Origin of the sequence: uncultured Psychroserpens sp., assembly GCF_947494225.1 — a bacterium.
Classification (GTDB): Bacteria; Bacteroidota; Bacteroidia; order Flavobacteriales; family Flavobacteriaceae; genus Psychroserpens.
In genome coordinates this window covers 462533-475930 of record NZ_CANLUG010000002.1, presented here as the reverse complement: position 1 = coordinate 475930, position 13398 = coordinate 462533, and the positions used below count along the sequence as shown (strand labels likewise).

Genomic DNA, 13398 nt, shown 5'->3' with positions numbered 1-13398 from the left:
AAATTAGCATTACTTGGAATAATTATCAGACAGGTTTACAAATAGCTGTTCTACTCTTTTTATTTTAAATCTTCTGTTACCTGGTTCTCCATATGTTAATTCCAGATCATCTTCTTCTTTACCCCAAAGGACTTCTTTATCTCGTATTAAAAAATCAGCTAATTGAAAGAAATCACATTTAAAATCAGAAACAACCCTTTTAGTAGTCATTAAGTTTTGATTAAACTCATAATGTAGAAGATAAATATTACTAAAATTATGTTTATGCGGAAATCTCATAGTCTTTCTTAGCATACTCCCAAATCCATTTTTAAGATTTGGAAAGTATGTCGACTGTATTTTTTTTAATTCTTTCTTTTCAAATTTAATTAGTTCTAAAATATTCTGTTCATCCTTATATAGTTTATTCTTTTCCTCTCTACGACTTAACCCTCGAAAAAAAGCCTTACTATCATTTCCTTCTATACCTAAATCTTGATATAAGCTGTTTGAAACAAATGAAAAACTATAGGTATAATAAAACATCATTATAATTTTTATATTCCAATTAAATTTTGAGTCCATAATGAATTTTTGAAGTGACTCAAATAATGAAACTAGATCAACAAAATGTTTGCTTACTTCAAAACTTATATTTAGTTTATTCATGAGATCTAAAACCTCACTATCCCTAAACATTGAAAAAATAAAAAGATCTGGTCCTAGGTGCATTATTTTTTCAATTGGAGTCAACTTTAAATATGACTCACCAAAATTTCTCCAATCACTCAATAAGCGATTTCGCTTATCAGTCAAGTATTCAAAATTTAGTCCATTATCTCCAATTAGATTTAGACTAATAATGGCGATTTTCTCATTAAATTCCTCTGGTATGTTTTTCATTGTACTATTCTTCTAAAATGTTTTTGCAATCTCTTTTTCGCTTTGATTAAAATAGCATCATCGATATAAAAATAGTGACTATCAATGTCATTTGTTCGTGTATGTCCCATTAAAGTTTTTACAACGAGACTTTCTCTGATTCCTGCTTCATGAATGGACTGTCTGAAAAACCTACGTGCCGTATAGGTTGATAGTGAAAATTCGATACCTGTTAATGCAGCAATGAGCTTTAGATTTAGATTCATCTTATCTAAACTTCGTTTTGGTAAAATTCGTTGTTCAGGTAACTGACCTTCATATTTTCCTAACAAGGAAATGGTTTGCTTCATCAAAAACTGCTTCGTTTGTACGCTAGATTTCTTTCTTTGAATACTAAAATACCCATGTTTGATATCAGAATATCTTAAATCGGTTGCATCACAATAGCTTAATCCCGTATAGCATAGAAAAACAAATAAATCCCGATACACATCTAACTTTGGATTATTTGACAAGTCAAGTTCGACTATACTTTTAAAGTTATCATTGGTTAAACGCGGCTTTTCTGTTCGCTTAAATGTCGTCTTGATTCCCAAAAACGGATTCCTGGTAATTTGCTCTTCCAAAAATAGTTTAGTAAAAAATGGTTTTATATTCTTCACCACACTATGAACCGACTGACCATTTAAAGCAATTTTATTATACTTTTTGCTGGGTTTCTTTAAGTACGCAATAAACTTAGACGCATGTTGCCTTTTGAACTCAGTTACATGCAATCTGTCAAGCTTTGTATGTTTTAAAAAGTTAGAAAAATGAGTAACGGATCTTTTGTAATTATTTTTAGTTCCAGGTGCTTTATCTACATCAGGAAGAATATCGTTTTCATAAAAATCATGAATAGCCGAGAAAATTGTTAATTTATCATCAGCTTTCACTCTACTTAATAAATGATCTATAATTTCATGTGGTGTTTTAGTTGCCATTTGTGTGTTGTGATCTCTTAGATAGTTATGAAACTCATTCTCAATCGCATTGATAAAGAGATTATAGCTGAGATACTTTTTATCTTTTGAACTGAAACGTTGAGATACTTCAATCCAATTACCCACTTCAAATCCATAAATCGGATTTAAACTTGTTTTTCCTTCTGCTTTTTTTCGATTGTGTATTACTCTGAGGTAAATAGGATAACGCTTGTTATCTTCAAATTTTTTTCGTGCATTAATGTAAAACTTCAATGTTGTTGCCATAATTTTTTTGTTAAGGTTACTGATTTTGTTTAAAAATTTGTGGAACAAAAAAGTGACATCACATGAATTCTTCTGAATTCAATTGCTAAAGCAAGCCCGAATATGTGATCATTTCATCTCTAAAATGGTCACCAAAATCCAATTCTGCTGAAACACGTTTCACCTGCTGAAACAATAGCGAAACATTTTATGGATTTAACCGAATCCAACTGAAAACAAAAACCCCGTGTTTCCTACGAAACACGGGGTAATGAATTTAATTAAACCTATTTTAGTGACCTCGAGAGGATTCGAACCTCCAACCCTCAGAGCCGAAATCTGATATTCTATCCAGTTGAACTACGAGGCCAAATATGTATTAATATTTAAGACAGTTTTGCTTTAACAATTGTTGAAATGGTCTTACCATCTGCTCTACCAGCAAGTTCTTTATTAACAATACCCATAACCTTTCCCATGTCCTTCATACCTTCCGCTCCAATGCTGTCAATAGTCATAACTACGACTTTCTCAATCTCCTCTTCGCTTAAGGCTTCAGGTAGAAATTGACTAATAACTTCTGCCTGATCAATCTCTGGCAATGCCAAATCTTTTCGATTTTGTTCTAAATAAATCGCAGCGCTATCTTTTCTTTGTTTTACAAGTTTTTGAAGTATTTTAAGCTCCTCTTCCTCTGTTAATTCTTCTTGTCCTCCAGATGATGTTTTAGCTAATAATATAGCAGATTTTACCGCTCTTAATGCCTCTAATGCTATCTGATCTTTTTCTTTCATTGCTGCCTTCATTGCAGTCATGATATCATTTTGTAAACTCATAATACCTTATTTAATTTGAACTGCGAAGATATAAAAAAACTCAGTCGTTTATAGCAGTAATATTCAATATCGTGACAAGATAAAAAACCCGAAAAGTTTATCTCAACTTTTCGGGTTTAACAAAGTGCGAAACACTAAACTAAATTTGCTATTAATCTACGTTGTCGTGTAAAAATGAATTGTTACTTCTTAATTGAATATCGTCGTTCTCGTCAGTAGAAACAGATGTTCTAGAAGCGTTGGTTTCTGATGAATGCTGAGCATCCTCTAAATTCACACCTTGTCTTTTGTATGCAGGTTCTTTTTCAATTTCATCAATTTTAGCCGTATTGAATTTGTAATTAAAATCCTTCATCTTACGGCGTCTCTCATCGGCTCTTTCTTTTAATAAGTCTGAAATAGGACTATTTATAGGATCAATCTCTTCTCCAGTTTGCTCCTCGCTAACCTCAGGCTCTATCGTTTTCTTTTCAAACACAATCTCCTCTTCGGTTTCCGGCTCTGGTTGAACCTTCACTTTTGCCTCATTGTCATTCATAGCCGATTCATAGGTCATAAAATCATCTAAAGCATAGCGCTTTTCTCCTTCTTCATTGGCCTCGGTAACTGGTACAATTTCTACATGCTCTTTAACCTCTAAGTCCTTCAAGTCTTCGTCCAACGTGAACATCGTTTTGTCTTCCTCTTCTACTTCTACTACTTCATCCTCGGGCGTTCCGAAAGATAATGGTAAATCAAAAGTTAGCGTTATTTGTTCCTCTTCCACATCTTCAACAACTGGCTCGATCTCGATCTCCTGAACTGGAGTAATTACAAAGTCGTCCACTTCGGTTTTATGGTCTAATACCTCATCGTAAACAACATTAATGTTTCTGATAATATCTGTTGTGGCTATTAATTCAGCTTCAAAACTGTCAGTTGTTGATTCAATGTCTTCATCATCCATTAAAGTATGAATAACCACTTCTGGAGTAGTTTCTTCTTCTTTTTCCAAAATGATATCTGGAGTAATAATAGCTGGATCACTTTCTTTAACATGGACATCGTCATTTCTATCATCCTCAAGGGCATGAATAACTTTCTTTTGTTCAGTATTAGAAATTTCATGCTGTTGATCAATATCAAAACCAGTAGCAATAATCGTTACTGAGATAGACTCCTGTAATGATTCATCTTCACCTACACCCATAATAATATTAGCACCATGACCTGCTTCATTTTGAATATGGTCATTGATTTCACCAATTTCATCGATGGTAATTTCTTGCGAACCAGAAACGATAAGCAACAATACGTTTTTAGCTCCTGTAATTTTATTATCATTTAATAATGGTGAATCTAATGCCTTCATAATAGCTTCTTGAGCTCTGGCTTTACCAGATGCCGTTGAAGATCCCATTATCGCTGTACCACTATTGCTCAATACTGTTTTTGCATCACGTAAATCAATGTTTTGTGTATAGTGATGGGTAATAACTTCGGCAATTCCTCTAGACGCCGTAGACAAGACTTCATCTGCTTTTGAAAAACCAGCCTTAAACCCTAAGTTCCCATAAACCTCACGTAGTTTATTATTATTAATAACAACTAAAGAGTCTACATGAGCTCGGAGTGTTTCTACTCCTTTTTGAGCTTGTTCATTTCTTGTCTTTCCTTCAAATTGAAAAGGCATAGTCACAATACCTACTGTAAGAATATCTAGTTCTTTGGCAAGTTTAGCAATAATTGGAGCGGCTCCTGTTCCTGTACCACCTCCCATTCCAGCAGTTATGAATACCATTTTCGTATTGGTATCTAACATGCGTCGTAGATCTTCTAAACTCTCAACAGCAGCTTGTTCTCCTACATCTGGATTTGCTCCTGCTCCTAAACCTTCGGTTAAATTAACTCCTAATTGAATTTTGTTCGGGACACCACTGTTTTGCAGTGCTTGGGCATCTGTATTACATATCACGAAATCAACACCTTTAATCCCTTGTAGAAACATGTGATTAATTGCGTTGCTTCCTCCTCCACCTACTCCAATCACTTTAATGACGTTCGATTGGTTTTTTGGTAAATCAAATGCAATGTTGCCTAACTCTTTGTTGTTGCTCATAAAATTACTTTTACTCTATTTATATTTTACTTCCCCTTATACTTTGTTTCCCCCAAATATCTCCAAAAGACCTACTCTATTGAAGATGTGTATTCTATTTATTCTGCGTTATCTAAAAAATCTTTAACGCGTTCTGTTAACTTATCTAAAAATGATTTGCGTTCTTTTTTAGGTTGTTGCGCAACTTCTTCTTCATGTGAAACATTGTCTTCAGAATGCTCTTCTGCTACATGTTCCATTTGCTCTACTTCCTTTTCAACGCGCTTACGCTCTTGACGCTTCAAACCATCCATTACCAATCCTACAGCTGTAGCAAATAACGGACTCGCAATATCATCATCACTATCACCAGCCAAATGTTCATTTGGATACCCAATTCTAGTATCCATTCCTGTAATATATTCAACAAGCTGCTTTAAATGTTTTAATTGGCTACCACCTCCAGTTAATACAATTCCAGCTATCAATTTTTTCTTCTGCTCTTCGTGGCCATAATTTTTAATTTCCACATATACCTGCTCAACAATTTCTACTACTCTTGCATGAATTATCTTTGATAGGTTTTTTAATGTAATTTCTTTAGGCTCGCGACCTCGAAGTCCTGGAATTGACACAATTTCGTTGTCTTTATTCTCTCCTGGCCAGGCCGATCCAAATTTTATTTTCAGTAATTCGGCTTGTTTCTCAATAATTGAACATCCTTCTTTAATATCTTCGGTCACCACATTTCCTCCAAAAGGAATAACAGCAGTATGACGAATAATACCATCTTTAAAAACTGCCAAATCTGTCGTTCCACCTCCTATATCAATAAGCGCAACTCCAGCTTCTTTTTCTTCTTGACTCAATACGGCATTTGCAGAAGCTAAAGGTTCTAAGGTAATTCCTTCAAGCTCTAACCCAGAGCTTTTAACACACCTTCCAATATTTCTAATTGAAGAAACTTGACCAACAACAACATGAAAATTAGCTTCCAATCGACCACCATACATACCAATAGGCTCCTTAATCTCAGCCTGACCGTCGATTTTATATTCTTGAGGTAATACATGAATAATTTCTTCACCAGGAAGCATCACTAACTTATGAACCTGATTAATTAAACGATCAATATCTTCTTCATCAATAACGACTTCAGAATTGGCTCTGGTGATATAATCACTATGTTGCAAACTTCTAATATGCTGTCCTGCTATACCAACCGTAACATCTTCTATTTTAAATCCTGCCTCAGCCTCAGCTTCCTGAACTGCTTGTTGTATAGATTGGATTGTTTGCGTAATATTATTAACAACACCTCTATGTACTCCTAAACTTTTGGATTTACCAATCCCTAAAATTTCGGCTTTACCATATTCGTTCTTACGACCAATCATCGCCACGATTTTAGTGGTTCCGATATCAAGTCCTACTGAAATTTTATTATTCTCCATCATTTACTTTTTGGTGCAAATTACTTGCTTATCAAATTTTAAATTCACCAGCTTATAATTGCCTAGTGCATTGTCTTTCATCGCTTTTACATAAAAAGCCTTAAGGTTATTTATTTTTTTATCTAACAATTTCAGCGTTCCTAAATGGATTCTAAAATCTTGTGATCTAAACATTAGATCAATAGTTTTATCTTGATTTTGATGTATTTGGACAACATGCTTGAGCAAGAATTCATCATTCTGAATTTTTAATGCTACAATCTTCACATTTTCCAAGTCATTCTTCTCTATATAACCAGTCACCAAAGGCACGCGTGCAGTATAATTTGTTGATAACGGCATAAAGGAACCCGTCTCATCAATGTAATAAGATGCATTTGTGCTTACTCTTGCAATAGGTTTTTTTTGTTCAATTTCAGCCGTGATTAAACCATCAACGCTCATAAACACTTGCGCTTGCTTAATCATTGGATTAGAGTTTAGGGCAGATTCTAATTCGTTCAAATCTATAATATCTTTAGGCTTGTTCGTAACGCTCTCCTGATTTTGTATTAACAATTTACTAACAGTCTCCTCTGTTACAAAAAGGTTATCATCTCCTATGAATTTAATTTCTGGCGCAATCACTTTCCTTGTCGAATTTCTCACAGAAGAAAACGCATATAAAAACCCTACTAACAGTAGTAATAACCCAACTTTTATATAACCATAGTTAATTCGCAATACTCAATACATTTTTTATGTGTTTAACTTCTTCTCCAATATCTCCAGCTCCAATTGTTAAAAGTACAGAGGCATCTGAAGCTTTTATTTGATCGATTAACTCAGACTTTCCGACCAACTTTTTGTTATTGTTTCTTATTTTATCAAGTAACCATTTAGAAGTCACTCCTTCAATTGGAAGCTCTCGAGCCGGATAGATATCCAGTAAGATAATCTCATCGAATTGCGACAAACTCGTCGCAAATTCATTGGCAAAATCTTGCGTTCTACTATACAAATGCGGTTGAAAAACAGCAAGTACTTTTCTATTTGGATACATTTCTCTAACCGCCTGATGAACAGCATTAATTTCTTCTGGATGATGTGCATAATCATCTATATACACTAAGTCTTCCGTTTTAATCTGATAGGTAAATCGACGCTTTACTCCTTTATAAGATGCTAAAGCTTTGGCGAGCTGCGGATGAGGGAGTCCATATTCTACAGACATCGCCAAGGCTATTAATGCATTCGACAGGTTGTGTCTACCAGGTAGGCTAAATTTGAAATTTTCGAGTAGCGTGTTTGGCGTTTTCACATCAAACACATAACTACCATTTATTATTTTTATGTTTTTTACCGAATAATCTGAATCGTCTTCAATGCCATAAGTAATCCCTTTAATTGGGAGTCCGTTTTTCACAAACAGTTTTCCATTTGGTTTTATTTTTTCTGAAAAATCTTCAAATGATTTTATTAGTTCTGAAGCATTACCATAAATATCCAAATGGTCTGCATCCATAGATGTAATACACGCAAAATCTGGCGATAAGGCCAAAAAAGAACGATCAAACTCATCAGCTTCTACAACAGTCACATCTGTTCCTTTCAGTATAAGGTTAGAATTATAATTTTCACTGATACCTCCCAAAAATGCTGTAACCTCAACGTCGCAAGCGTTGAGCAAATGCCCCAAAATACTGGTTGTCGTTGTTTTACCATGAGTTCCAGCGACGGCAAGGCAGAATGTTTGTTTAGTAATCTCACCTAACACAGCCGAACGCTTCAACACCTCAAACCCATTAGACTTGAAATAATTTAATTCACCATGAGATCCTGGAATTGCTGGTGTATACACAATTAGCGTAGTATTTGGATTCAAAAACTCGCTTTCTACTTGGTTGATATTATCATCAAAATGAATAGAAACCCCTAAATTTTCGAGCGCATTAGTGATTTCCGTTTGGGTTTTGTCATAACCTCCTACAGTCAAACCTTTAGCCACAAAATAACGCGCTAAGGCACTCATTCCAATACCTCCAATGCCTATAAAATAGATACTATGTGTTCGCTCTAAATTCATTTATTTTTTAAAAGTTTTACAACTTCATCTACGATATCTTTTGTAGCATTTACTAATGCCAATCTTTTTATATGTTCACCCAATGCCTGTCTTTTTTCTGAAGACGCTATAAGCGCATCAAATTCATTTTCAAATGTGGTGTCTAATTCACTTTCCTTGATTAAAATTGCAGCATTTTTATCTGCAATAGCCTTAGCATTTTTTGTTTGATGATCCTCTGCCACATTAGGCGAAGGGATAAAAATCACTGGTTTTCCAACAACGCAAAGTTCTGACACAGAACTTGCTCCAGCTCTAGATATAATAACATCTGCGGCTGCATAGGCCATATCCATATTATTAAGAAAAGCATGAACCTGAACATACTCTAAATCATTATAATGCTTGTATTCCTGATAATACAATTTTCCGCATTGCCATATCAATTGTATGTTCTGTTCTTTAAAATAGTCTAACTTATCTTCTATCAATTGGTTCACGCGTCTAGCGCCTAAACTCCCACCTAATATTAGCAAGGTGTGTTTACTATGAATTAGAGTAAAAGCATCTTTACCTTGAATATGTTTGCGTTCTAAATTCAATAAATCTTTCCTAATAGGATTACCAGTTAACACTATCTTTTCTTCTGGAAAGAACTGCTGCAAACCATCATAAGCAACGCATATCTTATCAACCTTTCTAGACAATAATTTATTGGTGATTCCTGGATAAGAATTTTGTTCTTGAATTAAACTAGGAACTCCTTTAGAAATAGCAGTTTTCAATAAAGGTCCACTAGCAAAACCTCCAGTTCCAATCGCTACATGCGGTTGAAATGTATTAATGATTTTTCGCGATTTCAGTAAACTCGATATCAGCTTAAAAGGAAACATTAAATTCCTCAACGTTAGTTTCCGTTGAATCCCAGAAATCCAAAGCCCTTCAATATCATAGCCTGCTTGTGGCACCTTTTCCATTTCCATACGATCAGATGCGCCAACAAACAAAAACTCAGCATCAGGAAAACGAGACTTCAACTCATTTGCAATAGCAATTGCAGGATAGATATGTCCTCCTGTTCCGCCTCCAGATAATATGATTTTATAATGACTCATTAAATTGTTTCGCTTAAGATTTCTAATGGGTTATCATTGTTGACTTCTTGTTCTTTCATTTGTTCTCGTTTCGCACTTACACTTAAAATGATTCCTATCGCTAGACAGGTCATCCAAATTGACGTTCCACCACTACTAATTAAGGGTAATGTCTGGCCTGTAACTGGAAACAACTCGACCGCAACGGCCATATTTGTTAATGCCTGAAATATAATTGGCAGGCCAACACCTAGAACAAGTAGCTTGCCGAAAATGGTATCAGATTTTTGAGATACAATGACAATTCTAAACAAGAGCCAAGAATAAAGTACGAGCAAAAACAATCCACCAATCAACCCGTATTCCTCAATAATAATGGCGAAAATAAAATCTGACGAGGACTGAGGCAATACATTTTTTTGCGTGCTTTTCCCTGGTCCTTTACCCCTAACACCGCCAGAAGCTATTGCAATTTTTGCATTTTCGCTTTGATAGTCGGCTTCAGTATTTTCTCCATTTGCAAAGTTTTCAACCCTACTCATCCAAGTATCAACACGATTTGGCATAGTATCTGGAAATGCCTTTGCCACCAACACGAAAAGTGTAAGAGCAACAAGACCAGTACCTATGATTACGGCCAAATATTTTACTGGATAACCTCCAATAAAAGCCAACATCATAACCATTAAAAATATAATGGCAGTAGTAGAAAAATTAGCAGGCAGAATCAATATGAGTACTATGAACACGGGAGCCCATAGTGGTAGCAGTGTTTCTACAAATGCTATTTTTTTATTTTGAATTTTAGATAAATAACGAGCTACATAAACCATTAAAACAACTGCTGCTAACGTAGAAGTTTGAAAAGACATTCCAATAAATGGAATTTGAATCCATCGACTAGCATTTGCACCATCAATTGTAGTACCTTGAAGCATTGTAACCACCAATAAAACAATCACTATTGGTATCATTACCATAGACAATCCTCGAAAATAGCGATAAGGGATTTTATGAACACCATACATAATAGCAAAACCTAAAAACAAATGCATAAAGTGTTTTACGAAATATGTAAACGTATTGCCTGCACCTCCACCAACATAAGCTAAATTACTTGCAGCACTATACACAGGAAGAAATGAGAAAATTGCCAACAATGCAGCAATGGCCCAAATTAACCGATCTCCTTTTATGTTTTTAAATAGTGTTTGCACTTATTGTTTTTTTACAAATTCCTTACAGCTTCTTTAAATTGACGGCCTCTATCTTCATAATTTTCAAACAAGTCAAAACTTGCACATGCAGGTGATAACAGCACATTGTCTCCTGCTTCAGCTATTTTATAAGCAATTTTCACAGCTTCACTCATAAACTGAGTTTCAACAATTATGTCTACCATTCCTCCAAAACTCTTCATGAGTTTTTCATTATCTACACCTAAGCATACAATAGCTTTTACTTTTTCGTTTACAAACTGAAAAAGCTCTTGATATTCATTGCCTTTATCTGTCCCGCCAACAATCCAAATTGTTGGAGCATCCATACTTTCCAACGCAAAATAAGTAGCATTAACATTGGTAGCTTTCGAATCGTTGATGTACTGTACTTTATTGATTTTAAGTACATGTTCAAGACGATGCTCAACACCCTGAAAGTTCTCTAAACTTTCACGAATGGTCTGTTTTCTAATTTTAAGCAAATGGGCCACGGTAGACGCCGCCATTGCATTTTTAATATTGTGTTTTCCCTCTAATGCTAAGTTCGCTGTTGGCATAATTATTTGATTGTTATCTATTGTTATTTTTATATTATTATTTTCTAAGCATGCGCCATTTTCAATGGATTTTGTCAATGAAAAAGGCAATAATGTTGATTGAACTGGGTTGTTTTTGAGCCAATTTAAAATCACTTCATCGTCACCATCATATATGAGATAATCCTCTTTGGTTTGGTTTTCTGCGATTCTAAATTTTGAGGCGATATAGCGTTCAAACTGATAGTCATATCTATCTAAATGATCTGGTGTGATATTGGTTAAAACGGCTATTTTTGGTTTAAACTCTGTAATATCGTCCAATTGAAAACTGCTAATCTCAAGCACATAATTTGGATAGTCATGTTCTAAAATTTGTTTTGCAAAACTATCGCCTATGTTACCGCCCAAACCAACACTTAATTCTTGCTTTAACACATGATGCGTTAAACTAGCTGTTGTTGTTTTTCCGTTGCTTCCAGTAATTCCAATCACCGTTGCATTGGTGTATTTAGAAGCAAATTCTATTTCAGAAACCACAGTTATTCCTTTGGTTCTAATCTTTTTTACCAAAGCAATTCTATCTGGAATTCCAGGGCTTTTCATGACAACATCTGCATTCAGAATTTTGTCTTCAGAATGCATCCCATCCTCAAATTCAATCTCATTATGTATAAGAACTTGTTTATACTTTTCTTTTATCTCTCCTTTATCAGAAACAAACACCTCAAATCCTTTTGCCTTTCCTAAAAGCGCTGTTCCTACACCACTTTCTCCGCCTCCAAGAATCACTAATCGCTTCATCTATCTAATTTTCAATGTCACTATTGTTATTATCGCCAAGAGGATTCCAACAATCCAAAATCGCGTTACTATTTTACTTTCGTGATATCCTGATTTTTGATAATGATGATGTAAGGGTGACATTTTAAAAATGCGCCTGCCTTCACCAAACTTCTTTCTCGTGTATTTGAAATAACTCACCTGTAGCATAACCGATAAATTTTCGGCTAAGAAGATACCGCACAATACTGGTATAAGCCATTCCTTTCTTACAGCAATAGCAATTACGGCAATGATACCTCCTATTGTTAAACTCCCTGTATCTCCCATAAATACTTGAGCGGGATATGTGTTATACCATAAAAACCCAATAAGAGCTCCTACAAACGCAGCAATATAAATAGTAACCTCTTCTACTCTTGGGATATACATAATATCCAGATATTCTGAAAAAACTATGTTACCAGAAACCCAAGTAAAAAGACCAAGTGTCAACACTATAATAGCAGAACTTCCTGCAGCCAGACCATCAATTCCATCGGTTAAGTTTGCTCCATTTGACACAGCCGTTATTATAAAAATGGCAGCCAATATGAAAATAATCCAAGCATACTTTCCTAAACCTGGATTAATCCAAGTAATCAAATTTGCATAATCGAATTCATTACCTTTTACAAAAGGGATTGTTGTTTTCGTGGATTTTTCCTCAGCTTCAAACAATGCGCTTGGCGCAATGTCTGGGTCTTCTGCCAAAAGAACTTTCTGTTGCTCAATTGGTAATTTTTCTTTTATGGTGACATCTTCATGAAAGTACATTGTAGCGCCAACTATAACACCTAAGCCAACTTGCCCTAATACTTTAAAACGTCCTTTTAAACCTTCTTTATTATTTTTAAATTTTTTGATATAATCATCAATAAACCCAATTGCTCCCATCCAAATCGTGGTTACAATAAGTAGAATGATATAAATATTATCTAGCTTCGCTAAAAGTAGAACTGGAATGAGTGTTGCGAGAATAATGATAATCCCTCCCATGGTTGGAGTTCCTGCCTTTTCTACTTGTCCCTCAAGCCCTAAATCCCTAATGGTTTCACCAACCTGTTTCTTTTGTAAAAACCGAATAATACGTTTACCAAAAATTGTGGAAATTAGGAGTGACAATATGATTGCGACAGCAGCTCTAAACGTAATAAAACCGAAGAGAGAAGCTCCAGGAAGCTGGAACTGTTGTTCTAAATATTCGAAGAGGTAATACAACATA

At 34.8% G+C, this 13398-nt stretch carries 11 protein-coding genes and 1 tRNA gene; all 12 read right to left on the bottom strand.

What is annotated here, in order from left to right:
• Positions 1–9: 9 nt before the first annotated feature.
• Positions 10–882 (bottom strand): hypothetical protein, encoded by an 873-nt coding sequence (locus Q0893_RS06230; protein WP_299273428.1) that lies wholly within the window; start codon positions 880–882, stop codon positions 10–12.
• Positions 879–2111: a phage integrase SAM-like domain-containing protein gene (locus Q0893_RS06225; RefSeq protein WP_299273425.1), complete on the bottom strand. Its 1233-nt coding sequence runs from the start codon at positions 2109–2111 to the stop codon at positions 879–881. Before Q0893_RS06225 ends, Q0893_RS06230 begins: the two co-directional genes overlap by 4 nt.
• Positions 2112–2386: 275 nt before the next feature.
• Positions 2387–2460 (bottom strand) — tRNA-Arg (locus Q0893_RS06220).
• Between the two features lie 16 nt (positions 2461–2476).
• A complete protein-coding gene (locus Q0893_RS06215) occupies positions 2477–2926 on the bottom strand; it encodes a GatB/YqeY domain-containing protein (protein WP_299273422.1) in 450 nt (149 codons plus the stop codon).
• Between the two features lie 151 nt (positions 2927–3077).
• A complete protein-coding gene (ftsZ, locus tag Q0893_RS06210; RefSeq protein ID WP_298900430.1) occupies positions 3078–5024 on the bottom strand; it encodes a cell division protein FtsZ in 1947 nt (648 codons plus the stop codon).
• 98 nt (positions 5025–5122) lie between these two features.
• A complete protein-coding gene (gene ftsA, locus Q0893_RS06205) occupies positions 5123–6457 on the bottom strand; it encodes a cell division protein FtsA (RefSeq protein ID WP_298900431.1) in 1335 nt (444 codons plus the stop codon).
• Between the two features lie 3 nt (positions 6458–6460).
• Entirely contained in the window at positions 6461–7180 is a 720-nt protein-coding gene (locus tag Q0893_RS06200; RefSeq protein ID WP_298900432.1) for a cell division protein FtsQ/DivIB, read from the bottom strand.
• A complete protein-coding gene (gene murC / locus Q0893_RS06195) occupies positions 7170–8522 on the bottom strand; it encodes a UDP-N-acetylmuramate--L-alanine ligase (protein WP_299273417.1) in 1353 nt (450 codons plus the stop codon). Before murC ends, Q0893_RS06200 begins: the two co-directional genes overlap by 11 nt.
• Positions 8519–9616, bottom strand: coding sequence for an undecaprenyldiphospho-muramoylpentapeptide beta-N-acetylglucosaminyltransferase (gene murG, locus Q0893_RS06190; protein WP_298900435.1), 1098 nt, complete (start codon positions 9614–9616; stop codon positions 8519–8521). The genes murC and murG overlap by 4 nt, the downstream gene beginning before the upstream one ends.
• Complete coding sequence (locus Q0893_RS06185) at positions 9616–10812, bottom strand: FtsW/RodA/SpoVE family cell cycle protein (protein ID WP_299273413.1); 1197 nt, start codon at positions 10810–10812, stop codon at positions 9616–9618. Before Q0893_RS06185 ends, murG begins: the two co-directional genes overlap by 1 nt.
• Before the next feature lie 11 nt (positions 10813–10823).
• The gene (gene murD, locus Q0893_RS06180) at positions 10824–12155 is read right to left on the bottom strand and encodes a UDP-N-acetylmuramoyl-L-alanine--D-glutamate ligase (protein WP_299273409.1); all 1332 of its coding nucleotides are present in this window, start codon (positions 12153–12155) and stop codon (positions 10824–10826) included.
• Positions 12156–13397: a phospho-N-acetylmuramoyl-pentapeptide-transferase gene (gene mraY / locus Q0893_RS06175; RefSeq protein WP_299273406.1), complete on the bottom strand. Its 1242-nt coding sequence runs from the start codon at positions 13395–13397 to the stop codon at positions 12156–12158.
• Position 13398: the final 1 nt, after the last annotated feature.